We start from the raw sequence: 19,439 nt of genomic DNA on the forward strand, positions 1-19,439 counted from the left end.
GCCGAGTATTGAACAGGCGAACGCAATGAGCGACAGCAAGATCTCCGCGAACAAAGTCCAGGTCTACTATGGCGATACACACGCCATTAAGGACGTCGATATCGAGATTCAGCCTCGGTCGGTAACGTCCTTCATCGGACCGTCCGGTTGTGGCAAATCGACGTTCCTGCGGACCATCAACCGCATGAACGACACCATCGATATCTGCCGCGTCGAAGGCTCGATAAAGATCGACGGCGAAGACATCTATGATCCCAAGGTGGACCCGGTGCAGCTTCGCGCCAAGGTCGGAATGGTGTTCCAGAAACCGAATCCGTTCCCGAAATCGATCTATGACAACATCGCCTACGGTCCGCGCATTCACGGGCTGGCCCGTAACAAGGCGGAGCTTGATGACATCGTGTCCTCGAGCCTGCAAAAGGCGGGCCTCTGGGAAGAGGTCAAGAACCGCCTTGACGAGCCGGGAACCGGCATGTCAGGCGGGCAGCAGCAGCGCCTGTGTATTGCACGCGCAATCGCTGTCAGCCCGGAAGTGATCCTGATGGACGAGCCGTGCTCGGCGCTCGACCCGATTGCAACGGCAAAGGTCGAGGAACTGATCGACGAGTTGCGCGAGAACTTCACGATCGTTATCGTGACGCACTCCATGCAACAGGCGGCCCGTGTCTCACAGCGTACTGCGTTCTTCCACCTCGGTATTCTGGTCGAAGAAGGTCCGACAGAGGACATCTTCACAAATCCGAAAGACAAGCGTACTCAGGACTACATCACTGGCCGCTTCGGCTAAGCGTATTTCCGAATTCTGAAGGGGACACAGGATGTCTGAACATACAGTCTCGGCCTATGACGAGGAACTGACGGAGATGGCCGGGAAGATCGCCGAGATGGGCGGTCTTGCCGAAGTTGCGTTCGCCGATGCTGTCTCGGCGCTGGTTTCACAGGATCTCGAGCTGGCTAAATCCACCATTGCCAATGACGAAAGGCTCGACAATCTTCATCAGGAAGTGGAGATGAAGCTTGTTGAAATGATTGCCCGTCGTCAGCCGATGGGACAGGATCTGCGCGAAATCACAGCTGCCAGCCGGATTGCGAACGATCTGGAACGGGTCGGTGACCTTGCAAAGAACGTAGCCAAGCGCGTCATTGCGATCGACAGCGGCCTCAACTCGAAAAAGCTGGCAATTGGCGTCGAGCACATGACGGAGCTTGCATTGGCGCAGGTGAAACAGGTTCTGGATGCCTATACCCGCCGCGACGCTGAAGCTGCGCGTCGCGTTCAGGAAGCCGATGCGGAAGTCGACGCCATCTACACGTCGCTTTTCCGTGAGCTGCTGACCTACATGATGGAAGATCCGCGGGTTATCACGCAGTGTGTGCATCTGCTGTTCTGCGCCAAGAACATCGAGCGCATAGGCGATCACGCCACGAACATCGCGGAAAACGTCTACTACATGGTCACGGGAGAACGCCTGCCGGAAGACCGTGAAAAGCTAGATGAAACGACAGGTGCCGTTTAACCGCTGAATAGTCGCGGAATGTTTACGGTCGGCGCTCCCGTGCCGGCCGACAACTTGGAGCGAGAACGAATGCCGAAGGTGCTCATCGTTGAAGACGAAGAACCGCTCAGCCTTCTTTTAAGATACAATTTGGAAGCAGAAGGATACCAGGTGGAGTCCTGTGTCCGGGGCGACGAGGCCGAAATTCGCCTGCGTGAAAGCCTGCCGGACCTGTTGCTGCTCGACTGGATGCTGCCCGGGCTCTCCGGGATCGAACTTTGCCGGCGCCTGCGCGCGCGCGAAGATACCGAACGCCTGCCGATCATCATGCTGACGGCGCGCGGTGAAGAGGCAGAGAGGATCCGTGGACTGTCGACCGGCGCGGACGATTATGTGGTCAAGCCCTTTTCCGTCCCGGAGCTGATGGCACGCGTCAGGGCCATATTGCGCCGGGCCAGCCCCGAAGTCGTTTCCACGATGCTTCGGTCCGGTGACATCGAGCTTGATCGTGAAACCCACCGGGTGCGCCGCAACACCAAGGAAATTCATCTCGGCCCGACCGAGTTCCGCTTGCTGGAATTTTTGATGACCTCGCCCGGCCGCGTGTTTTCGCGCGAACAGTTGCTCGATGGCGTCTGGGGCCACGATGTCTATGTGGACGAACGCACGGTCGACGTCCACGTTGGGCGGCTGCGCAAGGCGCTGAACAAGGGCAAGGCCAAGGATCCCATCCGCACGGTGCGTGGCGCCGGCTACGCCTTCAACGATCAGTTTTCGATGGCGAGCTGATCAGGTTCCGCGTCAGACAGTCACGCGCATTTCACAAAAAAGCCCGCCGGATTTGGCGGGCTTGGTTACTTTCTCTGTTCGTGCGCCTGATTACGACGCCTGAGCGACCGTCTTGCGCTCGCGGCGCCTGTCTGCGACCGGCTGATAGGCGATTTTGCAGTGGTACGCACAATAGGGAACGCCAGCGTCCGACACGCGACCGCAAAAGTAGAAATCGTCGGTCGCCGGATCACCGATCGGCCACTTGCAGGTGCGTTCGGTCAACGTGAGGATTGTCGCGCGCTGAGAGATCGGGATAACCATGTCCGGAACAGGTTCAATCTCAGGCTTGGCTTCCACCGCCGGAATTGGGCTCACGTCCGCCTTCAGCGCCGTCGCGCCGATCGTCTGCGGGCTGTGCGATGGCTTTTTGGGCGCGCCGCTGGGGGACGGAGCGTTTGCTCTTGGGCGGCGCGGTTTGGCACTTGAGCTGGAGGTTTTGGCGCGTCCCGAAAGTCCGAGTCGATGCACTTTTCCGATCACGGCGTTGCGGGTCACGCCACCGAGTTCGCCTGCGATCTGACTGGCACTGAGTCCATCGCTCCAGAGTTTTTTGAGCAGTTCAACCCGTTCGTTCGTCCAACTCATTGCCCACACCCTTTTGTTTGGCCTTTTGACCATTAACCCCGTATTAAGCATGCTCATGCATGCCTAATGTGGCATATCTAGTGCCTCTTGGTGGTTTGAAACACGAGATGTCGTGTCTGATACGGGAGAGGTTACAATAACGTTAATTTGCGAGGCAACCGCCCGACTCAAACCAGTTGGGGATGAACAGACTTTTCCCCAGTTATGGTAAGGTCTTCGCGGATTTTATGAATTTCAGCTTTGAGCCCACGTGAAACCATAACCATTGACAGGCAATGGTGCGCACAGTGTATAAGGAAGCCGCAACGTGCCGCCTCATCGGGGCGGCACGTTGCGTTTTTGGCTTATCCGCATCCGAAAGACGGACCGTCTGAGACGCAGGTTTCACCGGGTGCGGAGGCTGTTCCGGATCCCTGAATGGTCAATCGTCGCTGGGTTGGCATTGAGGCGATCGAAATCAACGATTAGGGGCATTGTGCGGCCTTAAGCCGAATGCGGAATGCTCCAGGGAGTAAGATGAGGTTATGTCCGCGACTGCGCTTTTCGGAAACTATGCAAGATCGAACCTGACATTCGATCACGGGGAAGGTGTCTGGCTTGTTACCAAGGACGGCCGACGATTTCTCGATTGCGGTTCCGGCATCGCGGTGAACTCGTGCGGACACAGTCATCCTCACCTTGTGAAGGCCATGCAGGACCAGGCGGCGAAGCTCTGGCACGTTTCCAACCTGCACCAGATGCCGGAAGGCGAGCGTCTTGCTCAACGTCTCGTTGATGCAAGTTTCGCAGACAAGGTTCTGTTCGTGAATTCCGGCGCGGAAGCCATGGAAGCGGCGATCAAGTGCGCCCGCCGTTATCATTACGACAACGGGCAGCCGGACAGGTTTCACATTGTAACCTTCGAGGGCGCTTTTCATGGACGGACGCTTGCGACGATCGCAGCCGGCGGTCAGGCGAAATACCTTGAAGGCTTTGGACCGAAGGCGCCAGGCTTTGATCAGGTGCCAGCAGGCGATCTCGATGCGCTGAAGGCCGTGATTGGACCACAGACGGCTGCGATCGCCATCGAGCCGATCCAGGGCGAGGGTGGCATCCGCGAGATGCAGCCCGAATTCCTGCGTGCGTTGAGGCAGCTCTGCGACGACAACGGCATCCTGTTGATTTTCGATGAAATTCAGACAGGCGTTGGACGTACCGGCAAGTTGTTTGCCCATGAGTGGGCGGGCGTAGATCCCGACCTGATGGCAGTTGCCAAGGGCATCGGCGGTGGTTTTCCAATGGGGGCCTGCCTGGCAACAGCAGAAACGGCTGCAGCGCTTGCTCCGGGAACGCACGGCACGACCTTCGGCGGCAATCCGCTTGCCATGGCTGCGGGCAATGCCGTGCTCGATGTCATTCTGGCGGACGGTTTTCTGGAAGACGTTCAGAAAAAGGGCCTCAGCTTGAAGCAGAAGCTTGCGGGACTGGTCGACAGTCACCCGAAGGTGCTGGATCTGGTGCGCGGCACCGGCCTGATGCTTGGACTGAAATGCGTCGTTCCTGCTGGCGACTACGTTGCAGCGGCCCGCGAAGTGGGGCTGCTGGCTGTGCCGGCCGGAGACAACGTGGTGCGCATCATGCCGCCGCTGACCATGACCGAAGACGAAATTGCAATTGCCGTGGAGCGCCTGGAACAGGCTGCACAGGCAGTTGAAGCAAAGCTTGTGGAAGGAGCGGCCGAATGACCGCGAACGGAGCTTACCGGAATTTTCTGGACCTGACCGACTTCGAAGGCGAGGACTTGCGCGCCATTTTGGATACGGCGCGCAACATCAAGGCATCGCGCAACGGCATGCGCCGTGGTGAGGGGCCGCTTGCCGGCAAGGTGCTGGCGATGATCTTCGAACAGCCCTCCACCCGCACGCGCATTTCGTTTGATGTGGGAATGCGCGAACTCGGTGGTGAGACCCTGATGCTGACGGGCGCCGAGATGCAGCTCGGACGTGGCGAGACAATTGGTGACACCGCAAAGGTTCTGTCCCGTTTCGTCGACGCGATCATGATCCGGATCCTTGATCATAACGAACTGAATGAGCTTGCCGAGCACGCAACGGTTCCGGTGATCAACGGCCTGACCAAGATCTCGCATCCTTGCCAGATCATGGCAGATTTGATGACATTTGAAGAACATCGCGGATCGATCCAGGGAAAAAGCGTTGCCTGGACCGGGGACAGCAACAATGTTCTGGCGTCCTGGGTCCATGCGGCTCCCCGTCTGGACTTTGAATTGCGTATTGCAACGCCCTCCGAACTTGCGCCTCCCCAGGAGCTGATTGACACGGCCCGTGCCAAGGGTGGTTCCATTCAGCTGACCTCGGACCCATATGAAGCGGTCAAGGGGACCGACTGTGTGGTGACGGACTGCTGGGTATCGATGGGAGATGACGACACGGAATCGCGTCACAATCTCCTGAGCGCCTACCAGGTGAACGCGCGCCTGATGGCTGAAGCCAACAGGGATGCGCTGTTCATGCACTGTCTTCCAGCCCATCGCGGCGAAGAAGTGACATCCGAAGTCATGGACGGCCCCAACTCTGTTGTGTTTGATGAGGCCGAAAACAGGCTCCATGCCCAGAAGGGCATTCTTGCCTGGTGTTTCGGCGAAGGTTGAGGCAAAGCCGACGTGGCACTGAATCTTGATGAGCTGGGCATTACGCCCGCAGGGCTGGACGCTGTCCGGCCCTTTGCTGTAGAGGCGCTGGATGTGCGCGGACGGGCGGTCGCGCTTGGACCGGCCCTGGAGAGTATTCTGGACCGGCACGACTATCCGGAGCCGGTCTCCCGCCTGCTTGCGGAAGCTATCGTGCTGACGAGCCTTCTCGGCACGTCGCTCAAGTTCGACGGGCGCTTTATTCTCCAAACGCAGACCCAGGGACCGGTCTCCATGCTGGTGGTCGACTTTTCGTCACCGGGCGACGTGCGCGCCTGCGCAACGTTCGATGCCGCGCGCGTTCAAGCACTGACGGACGCCGGCAAGGCGACGCCAGAGGCCTTGCTCGGTCACGGGCACCTGGCAATGACCATCGACCAGGGCCAGCATATGCAGCGATATCAGGGCCTCGTCGAGTTGGACGGGATTTCCCTGGAAGAAGTCGCGCGCCGGTATTTCGATCGCTCGGAGCAGATCCCGACGGAAGTCCGGCTTGGGGTCGGTGAGCTCTATACCCGCCCGGACGGTGAGGCTCTTCAAAAGACCTGGACTGCGGGCGGCATTCTCATTCAGTTTCTGCCTGAGGCGCCCGAACGCCTCGTGCAGGCCGACCTCGATCCGGGAGACGCGCCTGAGGGCACGCTGCTGCATGAGATAGAGGAAGACGACGCTTGGGTTGAGGCCAAGGCGCTGGTTGAAACGGTCAACGATGTGGAATTGACCGATCCGGAGGTCAGCGTCGAAACCCTGCTTTTCCGGCTGTTTCACGAACGCGGTGTGCGGCTGTTCGACCCGCAACCGCTTCTTGACCAGTGCCGGTGCTCGCAAGAGAAAATCGAGGGTGTTCTGTCCGGCTTCAGCGACGAGGAAATCGACGAGATGACCATCGATGGCAAGATCGTCGTGACGTGCGAGTTCTGTAATACGAAGTACGAATTCGATCGCTGATCCGCGCATCTTCGGAACAATTTGGCGCATTCAGACACACTCGGTTACAATTTTGAGCGTGCCAAGTGCCGCCTGGGGGCCTATTCGGGGCTTGAATTTTGCAGTGCGAAGTAAATCTATTTGCTTGCAAGAAACTCTTTGGTGTCAACACTTGAAGCTCTGGTGCGCTTAGAAATGTTGCAGTCCCTACCAGAGGACGCCGGTAACAAGCCGGTTTCCGAAGTTCTTCCGCCCGCCGACCCCAATCCGGGAACTGGTTGGCGCCGGGTCATGCTCGTTCTGAAAGCGCTGCTACAGGCCTTGATCGCGTTCGCGATACTGATCGCCGCTTTCATGGGGATGAAAACCCTGGTCGCGACCAAGCCGGACGTCCCAAAGCGTCCGATCCAGGAGACGAGCTACGCCGTTGAGACGGTGACGGTGGCGCAGGGCGATTTCGCCCCGGATATCAACGTATTCGGCGAAACAACGGCTGGCCGCGAAGTGGAGCTGCGGGCCCTTGTCGGAGGTGAGGTTGTGGACGTTCATCCCAACCTGAAGGCGGGCGGGCATGTTTCGGGCGGGGAAATCCTGGTTGCGATCGACCGGTTCGACTATGAGGGCGCCGTCACTGAAGCCCAGGCGAATCTTGCCGAGGCTCAGGCAGGTCTGGTCGAAAGCGAGGGCCGCGTCGAACTTGAAAAGGCAAACGTCGTTCGCGCGCAGGAACAACTTGAGTTCGCGCAAAGGGATCTGGAACGGGCCGAGGAGCTTATCGGGCGCGGCGCGGTTACCGAGCGCACCGTCGATGACAGGCGGCTTCTGGTGTCGCAGCGCCAGCAGACCGTGGAGCAAAGGCAAAACTCGCTTGCGCTCGAGGAAGCAAAGGTTGTTCAGCAGAATGCCACGGTAAAGCGGCTTCAATGGCGATTGGAAAACGCCGAGCGTCAGTTGGAAAACACCATCTTGAGAGCTCCATTTGACGCAATCGTGCGCAGCGAAGCGGCTGAACCCGGACGCCTCGTGAGCGTCAACGATGCAGTCGTTGCGCTTTACAGCAGCGACGACTTCGAAGTTCGCTTCACGTTGTCCGACAACCAGTACGGCCGACTTCTCGCCGATAGCGGAACCGTGGTGGATCGTCCCGTCGAAGTGACGTGGTACCTCGGCAACAAGGCGGTGACCTATCCGGCGACTGTCAGTCGTATCGGTGCGGACGTTGCCAGCACACGCGGTGGCGTCGATCTGATCGCGACGATTGACAACTCTGATGCATCTGTTCCGCTGCGTCCGGGTGCCTTTGTCGAGATTTCGCTGCCTGACCAGACCTATCGCGAAAGTTTCCGCATTCCGGAGACTGCGTACTACGGTGAAGGCACGGTCTACGTCGTCAAAGACAGCCGGCTGGTGCCGCGAGACGTGATCGCGCAGGCAATCGACAACGGTTTTATATTGGTCACAGGTGATCTGGAACCGGGTGAAACGCTGCTGACAACGCGCATACCGGAAGCCGGCGCCGGCCTATTGGTGAACGACGTAACCGGTGCGGCCGCCGCGACGGATGGAAATGTAGCCAGCACGGCGACCAGCCGTGACACGTCGGCCCAGTAGCGGGAGGCCTGGCAATGCGAGAGATCCGGTCCCGCGGCTTCCTTGAACTGATTGTTCGCCATGCGAACGCGGCAAATCTAATCATGGCCGTCATGGTGCTGTTCGGCGCCTACGGGCTCGCAAAGCTGAACACGCAGTTTTTCCCGACCGTCAAGATCGACAACATCTCCGTGACGATCGTATGGCCGGGGGCCAGTGCCGAGGACGTTGCCTCGAATATCCTGGAAGTGATCGAGCCGGAACTGCGCTTTATCGACGGACTGGATGAGATCGTCTCCTACGGTCGGGAAGGCTCCGCGTCGGTGCGCATGGACTTCGTCGAAGGCACCAACATGCAGCAGGCCCTGTCCGATGTGGAGCAGGCGGTTGCCGGTGTCACGACTTTGCCGATCGATTCAGAAACGCCCGTCATTTCCGCGTCGACCTTTACCGACGGTGTTGCGACAATCGCCTTGCGGGGTCCTTTTTCCGAACAGGCGCTCAAGGTGTTCGCCCGCCAGATCCGGGACGACCTGCTGGCCCGCGGGATCGACAAGGTCGAGCTCTATGGATACCGCGCACCGGAGTATCTGGTCGAAATCCCGGAACGTGAGCTCAGGCGCCTCGATCTGACAATCGCCGACGTCGCCGGCCAGATCGCGGGCAACACGATCGACCTTCCGGCAGGCAATCTCGACGGCGCTGTCGAACGGCAGATCCGGGCCCTGTCGGAAGAAAGGTCACCGGAGGCCGTCGGTCGCATCGAGGTGAAGTCCTTCGCCTCGGGTGAGAAAACGCTTGTCGAGGACATCGGCACCGTCGTCAGGGATTTTGATTCAGGCGAGAACCAGGGTTTCTCGGACGGCACGCGCGCAATTGAACTTCAGATCCTGCGGACCGAAAAGACCGACACCCTGAAGGCTGCGCAGATCGTCGATGACTACCTTGCCGAAATTTCCCAGGAACTGCCGCAAACGCTGGAGATCCTGAAATATGATGTCCGCGCCGATGCGGTGAAGGGCCGGATCTCCCTTCTGGTCGAGAACGGCCTGACGGGTCTGGTGCTTGTCGTCGGGATCCTGTTTCTTTTCTTGAATGCGCGGATTGCGCTGTGGGTCGCTGCCGGCATCCCGGTCGCCATGATGGCAACGCTCGGCATCATGTGGCTGCTGGGTGAAAGCATCAACATGATCTCCATGTTCGCGCTCATTATGATGCTGGGCGTGATCGTTGACGATGCCATTGTCGTGGGTGAGCACACGGCCACACGCCGAAGTATGGGCGACAGTCCTGAAGACGCGGCGATCAACGGTGCGACAACCATGCTTGCGCCTATCTTTGCCGCGAGCCTCACGACGATTGCCGCTTTCCTGCCAATTCTGCTCGTGAGCGACGTCCTTGGGCAGATCATGGGCACTCTGCCTGTTGTGGTTGTCGCGGTCGTGATCGCGTCCCTGATCGAGTGCTTTTTGATCTTGCCGGGTCATCTGTCACATGCCCTCGGCAGCCGTCCGGGCTGGAGTTGGTGGCGTGTCGTGATTGTCGCCGGTGTGCCGGCCTTTTTCCTGAGCGCGCTTGTTGCGCAACCCGACATTTCGGTGCCGCCATATCTGGATGTGATCGATGACCCGCTTCGCAGCCTAAGGGACACAGCCGGTGTCTTCGTTTTTGAAATGGTGGTTATTGGCGTCTGTTTCCTGCTCGCGCTCGCCTTCGAATCCCTTCTCATGGCGCTGCGGCGGAAAAAGCAGCGCCGGGAAGACCCCGACCGGTCGAGCTGGTTCCGCCGCGGCTTCGATACCGGCTTCGGCTGGATACGCGACTATCCGTTCCGCGCCTTCGTGTCCGTTGCCGTTCATTGGCGATACGCGACGCTAGCCGTCGCTGTTTCTGCGATGATCCTTGCCGTCGGTCTTGTTCAGGGCGGCCGGGTCGGCTTTACCTTTTTCCCCTCACCTGAAGCGGAGAACCTGACCGCGTCGATCTTCTTCCATGCCGGTATTCCGGAAGAAGAAGCAATTGCCGGGATCGCCCGGATCGAGCAGGCCTTGAAGGACGCGGAAGCAAATCTGACGCGTGACAACGGTGAAACGCTGATTGAGGCCACCTATGCCACACTCGGCCAGGCGGGCAACAATCGCGGCGACAACGTTGCCAACATCACCGTTCAGCTGACCCGCTCGGAAGACCGCACGACCCGCACGCCTGAAATTGTCCGGGCGTGGCGCGCTGCACTTCCTGCGATCCCGGGAACTTCACGCATTGCGGTAGCTGAGCGCCGGGGCGGTCCTCCTGGTCGTGATCTGGATATCCGATTGACCGGAGCGCCGCTCAAGGACCTGAAGGCCGCAGCTCAGAAACTTCAGCAGGAACTCTCGGCGTTTCCGGGCACGAGTGCCGTTTCGGACGATCTGCCTTGGGGGAAACCAGAGTTGCTGGTCGAACTGACGCCGCGCGGACGAGCGCTCGGCTTCACAGTGGAAAGTGCCGCCCGGCAGATCCGCAACGCCTTTGAGGGCAATATCGCCCGGCGTTTCGCGGAAGGAGACGAAGAAGTCTCGGTAAGGGTCAAACAGATCTTCGATGCCGACGGAAGCGCCGCGCTCAGACAATTGTCGCTGAGAACGCCGGCAGGTGAGTTCGTGCCGTTGACGGAGGTGGTTGACCTGACCGACTCGCAAGGCTTCTCGGTCATTCTGCGTCGCGACGGCAGAACTCAGGTCTCTGTTGTTGCCGATGTCGACAGCACGATAACGTCGAACAACGAGATCATCGCCGAGCTGAGCAAAGAGTTCTTGCCGGAGCTAACGCAGCAATATGGCCTGGAATACTCCTTTGCGGGACGAGCGGAAGAGCAGTCGAACGCCTTCTCGGATCTTTTGACCGGCGTGATGATGGCCGTCGCCGGGATCTATATCATCCTGGCCGCGATCTTCGGCAGCTATTCCCGCCCGATCGTTGTGATGTCGATCATCCCCTTCGGGATCGTCGGTGCGATCGTCGGCCACTATCTGATGGGCTTCAATCTGACCATCTTGAGCATGATCGGTCTTCTGGGGCTCGCGGGCATTCTCGTCAACAACTCGATCATCCTGGTCGCGCGCTTTGAGCAACGTTTGGCCGCCGGCGAAGCCATCGATCAGGCGGCCATCGGGTCAAGTTGCGATCGTCTGCGGGCCGTCTTGTTGACGTCTATGACCACGATCGGCGGCCTGCTGCCATTGATGTTCGAAACCAGCCTTCAGGCCCAGTTCCTGTTGCCGATGGCAATCACCATAGTGTTCGGACTGGCAACGGCCACCGCGCTGGTGCTCGTGCTCGTACCGGCTCTTGTCATGATCGGTGATGATATCGGCGGCATTATCTTCCTGCGCCGGCGCCAGCACGCGCACGCGGCTTCCGGAGACGGACGCAGCATCACACCCGCTGAATGAAGTTTGGGTTCAAGTCTCTAGCGATGTGGTGAATTTGGCGGTTGCTTTAGCCGCCAAACGAATGTTGCCGTCCAGCGTCGCCGGAGACTTGCCGCGCGGCCCGAAGTCGTGGTTCCCGTCTTCAAGGTAGGTCAGCGTGACGTGATCTGGCAGGTTCATCTCATCAAGTTCCACCTTGGACCCGAAGGGATCCCGGTCGCCCTGCAGGATCAGGACAGGGCGCTTGGCCTCTTCCAGAGGCGCCAGCCGCCAGTCTGCTTCCGGCCGGCCTGTCGGATGAAACGGATAGCCGTAACAGCAGATCCCCTTGACCCGGCCGGGCAGGGATCCGCCGCCGCCCAGCATGGCAGCGACCCGGCCTCCCATGGATTTTCCGCCCAATAGCAAGGGACCTTCTGTTTCCTTCAGCAGGACCTGCAGCGCCGTCTGGAATTCGCCGATCAGCTTGTCGGCGCGCGGTGGTGGTCTTTTGGACCCGCCCGTCCGCCGTCCGGCCATATAGGCAAATTCGAACCGCGCAACAGCGACACCCTCCGCCGCAAGGGCCGTGGCGAGCTTGTCCATGAAGGTTGAGTCCATCGCGGCTCCGGCACCATGTGCCATCAGAAGTGTCGCGATCGGGTCCGTGTCAGGGCGTGTCCAGAGAAAGTCGCTCATGGTGATGTGATCTGTCGCAGCTTAAATTGAAGAAATGCGGGCTATATATTCGCGAAAGATGAAATAGGTATCATCCAGTTACCGCTTGCACTACAGAGCCGCAATCGTCATTGCAAGCGGCTGGATTCGAAAAGGCATGTTTGAACAGTTCGACATAAACCAGCTGCGCATGGCCTGCTTTGGCGGGATCTTTCTGATCATGGCCCTGCTGGAAGCCGGCCTGCCGCGGCGGCGTTTGGAAAACGGTCGGCTGAAACGCTGGCCGACCAATTGGGGGCTGATCCTCCTCGATTCCATTCTCGTCCGGCTCATCTTTCCGATCGGCGGCGTCGGGTTGGCGTTGCTGGCACAGGAAAAGGGTTGGGGCCTGTTCGGCATCCTGGGCTGGTCCGGCTTGCTGGCGGGTTTGATCACGTTCCTTGTGCTCGATCTGGCCGTCTGGGGCCAGCACGTTGCTTCCCACAAGGTGCCATGGTTCTGGCGCATCCACCGCGTCCATCATGCTGACAGTGAAGTGGATGCAACAACGGCGCTGCGGTTTCATCCGATTGAGATCCTCCTGTCCTTCGTTTGGAAGGGGCTGGTGATTGTCGCGCTTGGCGGACCCGTCGAAGCCGTCCTGATATTTGAAATCGTGCTCAATGCCTCGGCGGTCTTCGGACACGCCAACGTCCGAATTCCCAAGGCTTTGGACCGGCTGCTCCGCTTCGTCATTGTCACCCCCGACATGCACCGGATTCATCATTCCGTGATCCACAGGGAAACGGATTCAAACTACGGGTTCTATCTTTCCGTCTGGGACAGGCTGTTCGGCACCTATATCGAAGAGCCCGAAAAAGGTCATGACGGCATGGAGATAGGCCTTGGCCCCTCGCTGACCCCCAAAGCCCACCAGCTTCCCTTCAGCCTGGCCATTCCGTTTTTGAACGTAAGGCGCGAGGTGCAGAAGGACCCGGATGAACGGATCGAAGGCGTGGGTGTCAAAAAAGCAATCAGTAAAAACTCAGCGGGAAATACCTGAGATAAAGCTCCCGGTAGATGCCCTTTTGCTGAAGCTGGCGGAGTGCGTAATTGAGCGCGGCGGTGCGCTCGGTATCCTCGGGCCGTGTCGCGATCGCCATGCCCTCGTCGAAGTAGCCCGGTTCCAGCCACGGCCCTCCGGAAAACCGGCAGCAGCCCGCGGCAGCTTCGCTCGGCAGCCAGAAGGCAAGGCTGAGCCCGTCACCGAAATGCGCATTGGCCGTGCCTGATTTAACAGCCTCGCGCGCGCCGGACACGGTCTCAAATCCGACAATTTCCGCGTCGGGCCAGAACCGTTTTGCAAACGCCTCGTATCGGGATCCTGAGACCACCGCGATGGTCTTGCCCGTCAACGCCTGCTCGTTGAAAGTATCCTGATTTTCGGCAAGGACAATGAAGCGTGCAGGCAGTTTCAGATAGTCATCTGTGAAGTTCAGCCGGCGGGTCACGGGCAGGTTGCGTGACAGGCCGGAGATGATCGCATCGCCTTCTTCTTCATCGAGAGCGGACAACAGGACATTGAAATCCTTGATCCTGAGGGCACAGGAACTGCCCAATTCCTGGCAGAGCGCGCGTGCAAGGTCGACATTGAACCCTGTCAGCCGCCCTTGCGGATCCCGGAATACGAAAGGGGGGTAGTTGTCGGTTGCCAGAAACTGGATCTTGTCCGGGATGGAATTCGGCCGGTCATGAACCGCCTTTGGATCCCAGAAATTCGGCACACGCACATCCGTCTCCTGCGCCAACGTGATTGCAGGCGCAAGGAACAGGCAGAACACCGAGACTAATAATGCGGCTGGCGAATTCTTCATCAAACGGAGATTTGAACCTGTTTGCACAATTTTCCTGGTGACCCGCTCAGAGAAATGTGGCGCGAGTCACGCTTCGTCGCGGCCAATATAGCCGAATGTCGCGGGACAGGTCATCAAATAGGTGGTCGTTAGAAGGTTATAGAAATGGGTTCACCGACTATCCGTTCCTCAGGAAACTCTAAACCACTTCCGTAGTCGCAAGCGTCGACCGGCCCAAAGTGAAGCCAGTCGACTTCTCTTTAGGCCGGTGTAACTACGTCTCTTCTGCTAACTTTTGATCACGACTCAGGATCTGGTTTGGCAATATTCGGAACGTCTGCACTCGACTGAAGTGAGCCAAACTGCTTCAAAAAGGCTTCCTTTGCCTTCTTGGAAGTCGAAAAGTCATTTGCAGAAAGAAAGTCCGCTATGCTGCGGCCAACGATTGGTGCAGAGACGCTTGTTCCGTTCATGATCTGGCTGCTGCCGCCGCGACCTCCGGTGCCAACAAGTCCCGAGACCACTCGTGATCTGTCGCATATCGCGGAAGCGTCTGAGTCAAGCATCCCCTCATGAGGTTCGCCTGAGTAAATGGCACGCAGTCCGTCACTTAATCGATGACCGGAAACCCTGATCATGCTTTCAGAGGTTGCCAGGCCGTTGAGCGTTCCGTATCGGGCGATACCTGCGTTCGCATCATGCTCTTCGATGAACTCAGTCAGTTCGTCCCGGCGTTGTTGTTCCAGGGTCCAGCTCTGGTCTTCGAGATAGGACTGCCGACCTTCGCGCCGGAAAAACGGCGGTGAATCATCACGCTGTATCCAGCCTTCTATGAGTTCTCCCGATGCGAGTTGAGCTTTAACCGAAATTTCCCACGCCCCCGGAGGTATGCTTGCCGTGTCATCTGCGATCGGGCGGGTTGGGGCAAGTGCGATCAGTATTCGCAGCTTCGGATAGTATTTTTTCCTATCGCTTGAACGTGAGTTGGGATCAGCATTTGACGCGTCCAAAACATCGAATGTCACCCTGGCAACGATGTTATCGTCCAAATCCCGCAGCTCGCGATCTTCCTGTCCGGTCAGGGTGCCGACGTCAAAGGTTTCTTCAAGAATGGCGCCGTCGTCACCGAATGGCGGTTTCAGTGCAAGCGTGACCTTTTGTTCCGCTTGCACACTCTTCTTTTTCGGTTTTTCCGGCTTTGGAATCCAAACCTCAAGATAATTTGGAGATTTGTCCTGCGGTTGCGTGATCCAGTTCAGCTTGAGTTCATGCTCTCCTGCTTCCTCTGCCTCGACATGCGCATGACCCTTGAGCAGGTATCTATTCCCGGCGGGCATGGGAACGAGCAATGGTCCGAGATCCGGGTCTTTGTCGAGTTTCGAAATCATCTCCTCGACAAAACGCTCAAAGATGTGATCACCATTGTGGGGACCACCCGCGAGCCCGTAGCTGAAATTGACCACAAGCGGAATTCTTTTTCCCTTGGGTTTTCTTATTTCTTTGGCGACTCGCCTTGCCCGATCGACAATGTACTGCAAGCCCAAAATAGCGAACAGAGCGTAAAGTGCACCTGAACTTTCGACAGTTACTCTTCTGTTCAACTGAACCGCGACGATCCTTCGATCCTTTGCGTGTACTTCGACATCTCCGTTGGACAGCTCCGCGATACCGGTTCCTGCAATCCGTTTCACTGTATGATCGCCAGGGTAGCCCGCCAGCGTGTCGAGAACAAAGGTGCCATGGCTAAACGCTTTGCTGAGCGTAGTCGCTTCCGATCTCGCAGGGTCGACCAGCCCGAGCGTACGAAGGGTTTTCTCCTCCGCATCTGAGTGCGCTCTTGCTTCTTTAATCTGTGCGGCGGAAATTTCTCTGCCGAACAATACGGTTGAAGGGTTGGAGCTCTCCGCGTCCAATCGTCCATCTTGCAGCCACGCGAAGTCGACGCGTGGATTGCCCTCAGCATCAACGAAGCGTTCATGGGCAACGTTTATTCCGTCATCAATCACGCCAAAAATTACGGCTTTGTCAGGATCGACGCCGATCGATTTCAAGTCTCCCACTGACGGTTCTGCAAGGTCACTCGGAACCATCGCGTCGTCCAGCGGAGCAAGCTGCGCATAGATTTCTTTGGCGTCCTTCTGCGTGGGAGTTGTCAGGTTGCCGGAAAGATCGTCGAAGTTATTCCGTGAGAGTCGGTAGGAAAACGCGGACCCCTCGGGTTCCCAGATAACATTGCTTTTGTCGATTTGACGAAGATTCTGCGAATCTTTGCTCCCGTTTGATTTCTCATCCGGAATTTTGAGCAAGATGAGAAACCAATGATTGTCCCTGCAATCTGTGAAGCGTTCGACATCCAGGCAATTTGGTGCTGTGTCGACCAGCCACCTGGTGTACGGATCGACGGTGATCGGCCAGCTTACGGCCGGCTGCCATTGATAGGTTCCAGACATTGTAACAACACGGCCTCGATTTATTTCCACTCGTCTTTGGCTAATTTCCAGATATGCGCCAATTGTGGAATGGCGTGGTTGACAGTCACAAGATCGGTGCCAATGTCGACGAGTTCGCCAGATCTGCGCGAACCGGTCTTGTAGTAGTCACGGATCGAATAATCTGTGGTTGACGCCCTGGTGAGCTCTGCCGCTTCGTCTTCGCCTGCCACAGCGGCATCAAATGTGACGGGTTTGATGGACGTGGGGTTGCCGGCCGTCGATTGCGCGCGCGCTTCGAAATATTCTGCAAGGCAAAGTCCGAGCGCCGCTCCGGATATGCTGTCTGCTGGAAAGTGCAGGCCCGCAACCGTGCGATTGACGGCAATACGCTCGGCCTGAAGCATCATCATCCGTTCGTAGTGGTTTTCATCCGTATCGGACTTTGACTGATTACCGGAAATTTTGGTCAGCATCAGCGCCATCGCGGCTGCTTCGGTTGCGTGGCCGGACGGCAATGCGCCATGGCCGGGCATGGGGATTGCAGGCTGAACAGACGCCGAATAGAGGTCCGGTCGCTTACAAGCCAGCGCCATTTTGACGTTTTGGACAACGGCTGTGGCAAAGCGTTGCACAATGCCCAACAACTCCAGTGTACGCTTTGTGCGGTCTGGATGGAGTGAGACGATGATACCGAAATAGTGATCTGGATAGCCGGTCTGATTGACTATCTCTGCGAGGCGGTCGACACGCAGGTCGGCGTAGGAGAGAACAAGATTCATCTGTCCTTTGAAAAAGTTCTCGCTTGGCCGCTTGATGGTTGCCAGGTTTTTCACCGGGCCTGCACATGGGTTGGTTCGCTCTTCATCGCGGTGCGCGATCTGAACGGCCACCGCCCCATCCGTTGAGATGCGCAAGCCGCTCATCAATTCACCATGGATCACCATCGAACGCGCCCAACCTGGCCAGGCCATCGTATCCTTTGGGTCTTCAAATCCTAAGTGGGTAACGGACTGCGTTTCCCAGCTGGAGCGCGGTCCGACAATGCCGTCGCGCGCGTTGACGATACTCTGTGCCATGTATCCGGAAAACTGACGTCCGCCAGCCCCGGACGTCCCAGAAGTCCCGCTTGTACCAGAAGTGCCGGATGTTCCGCTTGTACCAGATGTACCGGACGTTCCACTGGTGCCTGATGTGCCGCTAGCCCCGCCTTCAAATGCCATTTTACTCTCCTGAAATTAATGTCAGCGTCTTGGAATGCCGCTATTTTCGAGGGCATCTGCCCATTCTCGACCTATCTCTAGTTCAGCGGCTGGGTGTGCGGATAGGTAGCTTTCAATAGTGAATTTTGGGTACATCTTGAGCAGGATCGAAGCAGCGGCTCTCGCCTCGTCAAAACGGTGCAGGCCGTCTAGTGCAACGATTTTTGTTCTGATCGCCGATGCGTGGTGCCTGTTGAGATCAAGAGACTCTTCGGCCAGCTTCAAGGCGGCTTGAAAATTTTTTCCGGACAAATGTGCCGTGCCCGAAAGGTTTTTGTAGAGATACCCTCCGGGATCCAGCGGGGTCAGAAGGCGGCCTCGATCCGTATAGGCTATCGCTTCGCGGCCTTCGCCTTCAAAAGCATACATGATACCTTTCCAAAACCAGGCGACAGCATTGTTTTCGTTCTGGGCAAGAACATCATTGAAAGTGACCGAAGCGCGTCCGTAATCCCTCTCAAGCTGATAGGAAACGACACCGTCCATCACTTGCGAGAAGCTGCAATCCGGATCGGCGTCAAGTGCCCTGGAAACCATCTCACGAGCGGCGCGTCTTTCGTCCTCAATATTCGTGCCCCAGCCCTGCGCAAGAAACAGAATGTACCATTGCGCAAGCCAGGCGTAAGGAAGGGACGAAGGGCCTAGCCGCTCGATAATGTTCTTGAGATGCTTATGCGACCGCAGCACGCTGGCCAGGTCCTGCCGATGCATCAGGGCGATTGCCGACATCAACAGAGTGTGCGCGTTGACGTCTTCAATATTCCTGGTGCGAATGTCGCGCATCGCTCCCTTGAAGAGTGAGTCGACGATGTAATTCGCAATTTCATGAAGGACCTCAGCACTGCCCTTGAGCCAGTCTTTGCTGGAACGTGTGAACCGTTTTGAATTGACAATCACACCGGAGGCACTGTCGGTGAACTCGATGTCCAATGTAATGTCACCGTGAGAGGTTCTCAAAAAGCCTGTCGCTACATAGTCGACACCGTAGCTCTTTTGTAGGCGGTCGAGGTCGGCATTGATGAATCCTGTTGCCCGGCACGACAAATGGGAAATCACGTCAATACCGTGTGCCCTGGCGATTATTCGAGACAAATCGCCCGCAATCATGTCACCAAAGAATGGATCGATGCCGTCACTCGCCGAATGGGAGAACGGTAGTATCGCGATCGCAGGCCGCAATTTCGTCAGATCATTGAAGCCGGACGATATAGAGGATTCCTGCTTGATTGAGACAGGGGCTTTCGCGTGCAAGCCCGTACTGATGTCGCTCTCCAGACCTGCAACGATCTGTTGTCGCTGCTCCGTGAGCCACGCTTCGAAACCGTCTGCGCCAGAGGGATTGAGACCCTCAAGCAACATTCCTTCTTGCGGTGAACCGACAAACCGGACTGCCGGGAGGTTGATCCAGACATCCTGATTGGTTGTTCCGATCAAGAGATCATAATTGTCGCCCAAAGCGCGTTTAATGTTAGCAAGGGACTGTCGCAAACTTGCCCGGCCATGCTGCGCGCCGGATCTCGGCCACAGCATGTCCTGCAACCATGATCTGGTCCGGCGCCCATTTGGCGCTGACGCCAACAGAGCAAACATGGCAGCCGTTTTGCCCGTGAGCGGTAATACGTCACCGTTCTCAGAAGTTGAGCAAGTAAATGTCCCATACATCCTGATAAATATTAACGTATTGGCCACAGCTACCCCCGACAAGCTCTCAATTGATAGATCAAGTTA

Annotated in this window: 15 protein-coding genes; 9 read left to right on the forward strand and 6 right to left on the reverse strand. The window is 57.6% G+C overall.

Translation table 11 applies throughout. The annotated features are described in order from the left end of the window. Positions 1-25: 25 nt before the first annotated feature. The 3 genes from pstB (at position 26) to phoB (ending at position 2,285) form a co-directional block, all read left to right on the forward strand. Positions 26-787, forward strand: a complete 762-nt coding sequence (gene pstB / locus RBB47_RS03315; protein ID WP_305984319.1) for a phosphate ABC transporter ATP-binding protein PstB — start codon at positions 26-28, stop codon at positions 785-787. Positions 788-818: 31 nt separating this feature from the next. Next, a complete protein-coding gene (gene phoU / locus RBB47_RS03320) occupies positions 819-1,517 on the forward strand; it encodes a phosphate signaling complex protein PhoU (protein ID WP_305984320.1) in 699 nt (232 codons plus the stop codon). A 69-nt stretch (positions 1,518-1,586) separates the two neighbouring features. Further along, positions 1,587-2,285 (forward strand): phosphate regulon transcriptional regulator PhoB, encoded by a 699-nt coding sequence (gene phoB / locus RBB47_RS03325; protein ID WP_305984321.1) that lies wholly within the window; start codon positions 1,587-1,589, stop codon positions 2,283-2,285. A 90-nt stretch (positions 2,286-2,375) separates the two neighbouring features. Here phoB and RBB47_RS03330 read toward each other — a convergent pair whose 3' ends face one another. Further along, entirely contained in the window at positions 2,376-2,912 is a 537-nt protein-coding gene (locus RBB47_RS03330; RefSeq protein WP_305984322.1) for a GcrA family cell cycle regulator, read from the reverse strand. A gap of 524 nt (positions 2,913-3,436) precedes the next feature. On the opposite strand from RBB47_RS03330, the gene RBB47_RS03335 reads away from it, so the two are divergent. The 5 genes from RBB47_RS03335 (at position 3,437) to RBB47_RS03355 (ending at position 11,552) form a co-directional block, all read left to right on the forward strand. Then, positions 3,437-4,636 (forward strand): aspartate aminotransferase family protein, encoded by a 1,200-nt coding sequence (locus RBB47_RS03335; protein WP_305984323.1) that lies wholly within the window; start codon positions 3,437-3,439, stop codon positions 4,634-4,636. Beyond that, positions 4,633-5,562, forward strand: coding sequence for an ornithine carbamoyltransferase (gene argF, locus RBB47_RS03340; RefSeq protein ID WP_305984324.1), 930 nt, complete (start codon positions 4,633-4,635; stop codon positions 5,560-5,562). The genes RBB47_RS03335 and argF overlap by 4 nt, the downstream gene beginning before the upstream one ends. A 12-nt stretch (positions 5,563-5,574) precedes the next feature. Beyond that, positions 5,575-6,549 carry an Hsp33 family molecular chaperone gene (locus RBB47_RS03345; RefSeq protein ID WP_305984325.1) on the forward strand — a complete coding sequence of 325 codons (975 nt, stop codon included), beginning with the start codon at positions 5,575-5,577 and terminating at the stop codon, positions 6,547-6,549. A 174-nt stretch (positions 6,550-6,723) separates the two neighbouring features. Continuing rightward, positions 6,724-8,139 carry an efflux RND transporter periplasmic adaptor subunit gene (locus RBB47_RS03350; protein WP_305984326.1) on the forward strand — a complete coding sequence of 472 codons (1,416 nt, stop codon included), beginning with the start codon at positions 6,724-6,726 and terminating at the stop codon, positions 8,137-8,139. Between the two features lie 14 nt (positions 8,140-8,153). Next, on the forward strand, positions 8,154-11,552 hold the full coding sequence (locus RBB47_RS03355; protein ID WP_305984327.1) for an efflux RND transporter permease subunit: 3,399 nt from the start codon (positions 8,154-8,156) through the stop codon (positions 11,550-11,552). 9 nt (positions 11,553-11,561) lie between these two features. Here the strand turns inward: RBB47_RS03355 and RBB47_RS03360 are convergent, their stop codons facing one another. Further along, entirely contained in the window at positions 11,562-12,209 is a 648-nt protein-coding gene (locus tag RBB47_RS03360; protein WP_305984328.1) for an alpha/beta family hydrolase, read from the reverse strand. Between the two features lie 136 nt (positions 12,210-12,345). On the opposite strand from RBB47_RS03360, the gene RBB47_RS03365 reads away from it, so the two are divergent. Continuing rightward, positions 12,346-13,230, forward strand: coding sequence for a sterol desaturase family protein (locus RBB47_RS03365; protein WP_371932730.1), 885 nt, complete (start codon positions 12,346-12,348; stop codon positions 13,228-13,230). Here the strand turns inward: RBB47_RS03365 and RBB47_RS03370 are convergent. The 4 genes from RBB47_RS03370 to RBB47_RS03385 form a co-directional block, all read right to left on the reverse strand. Beyond that, the gene (locus RBB47_RS03370) at positions 13,202-13,957 is read right to left on the reverse strand and encodes a transporter substrate-binding domain-containing protein (RefSeq protein ID WP_305984329.1); all 756 of its coding nucleotides are present in this window, start codon (positions 13,955-13,957) and stop codon (positions 13,202-13,204) included. The two genes, RBB47_RS03365 and RBB47_RS03370, sit on opposite strands and share 29 nt — an antisense overlap. A 362-nt stretch (positions 13,958-14,319) precedes the next feature. Further along, the gene (locus tag RBB47_RS03375) at positions 14,320-16,470 is read right to left on the reverse strand and encodes a hypothetical protein (RefSeq protein ID WP_305984330.1); all 2,151 of its coding nucleotides are present in this window, start codon (positions 16,468-16,470) and stop codon (positions 14,320-14,322) included. A 20-nt stretch (positions 16,471-16,490) separates the two neighbouring features. Further along, on the reverse strand, positions 16,491-17,672 hold the full coding sequence (locus RBB47_RS03380; RefSeq protein ID WP_305984331.1) for a phosphatase PAP2 family protein: 1,182 nt from the start codon (positions 17,670-17,672) through the stop codon (positions 16,491-16,493). A 21-nt stretch (positions 17,673-17,693) separates the two neighbouring features. Then, the gene (locus RBB47_RS03385) at positions 17,694-19,241 is read right to left on the reverse strand and encodes a hypothetical protein (protein ID WP_305984332.1); all 1,548 of its coding nucleotides are present in this window, start codon (positions 19,239-19,241) and stop codon (positions 17,694-17,696) included. Positions 19,242-19,439 lie beyond the last annotated feature (198 nt).

The organism is Roseibium sp. MMSF_3544 (assembly GCF_030732845.1).
Lineage (GTDB): Bacteria > Pseudomonadota > Alphaproteobacteria > Rhizobiales > Stappiaceae > Roseibium.

Coding starts and splice junctions, on each gene's coding strand:
- pstB (WP_305984319.1), top strand. CDS start 26: ATGAGCGACAGCAAGATCTCCGCGAACAAAGTCCAGGTCTACTATGGC.
- phoU (WP_305984320.1), top strand. CDS start 819: ATGTCTGAACATACAGTCTCGGCCTATGACGAGGAACTGACGGAGATG.
- phoB (WP_305984321.1), top strand. CDS start 1,587: ATGCCGAAGGTGCTCATCGTTGAAGACGAAGAACCGCTCAGCCTTCTT.
- RBB47_RS03330 (WP_305984322.1), bottom strand. CDS start 2,912: ATGAGTTGGACGAACGAACGGGTTGAACTGCTCAAAAAACTCTGGAGC.
- RBB47_RS03335 (WP_305984323.1), top strand. CDS start 3,437: ATGTCCGCGACTGCGCTTTTCGGAAACTATGCAAGATCGAACCTGACA.
- argF (WP_305984324.1), top strand. CDS start 4,633: ATGACCGCGAACGGAGCTTACCGGAATTTTCTGGACCTGACCGACTTC.
- RBB47_RS03350 (WP_305984326.1), top strand. CDS start 6,724: ATGTTGCAGTCCCTACCAGAGGACGCCGGTAACAAGCCGGTTTCCGAA.
- RBB47_RS03355 (WP_305984327.1), top strand. CDS start 8,154: ATGCGAGAGATCCGGTCCCGCGGCTTCCTTGAACTGATTGTTCGCCAT.
- RBB47_RS03360 (WP_305984328.1), bottom strand. CDS start 12,209: ATGAGCGACTTTCTCTGGACACGCCCTGACACGGACCCGATCGCGACA.
- RBB47_RS03365 (WP_371932730.1), top strand. CDS start 12,346: ATGTTTGAACAGTTCGACATAAACCAGCTGCGCATGGCCTGCTTTGGC.
- RBB47_RS03375 (WP_305984330.1), bottom strand. CDS start 16,470: ATGTCTGGAACCTATCAATGGCAGCCGGCCGTAAGCTGGCCGATCACC.
- RBB47_RS03380 (WP_305984331.1), bottom strand. CDS start 17,672: ATGGCATTTGAAGGCGGGGCTAGCGGCACATCAGGCACCAGTGGAACG.
- RBB47_RS03385 (WP_305984332.1), bottom strand. CDS start 19,241: ATGCTGTGGCCGAGATCCGGCGCGCAGCATGGCCGGGCAAGTTTGCGA.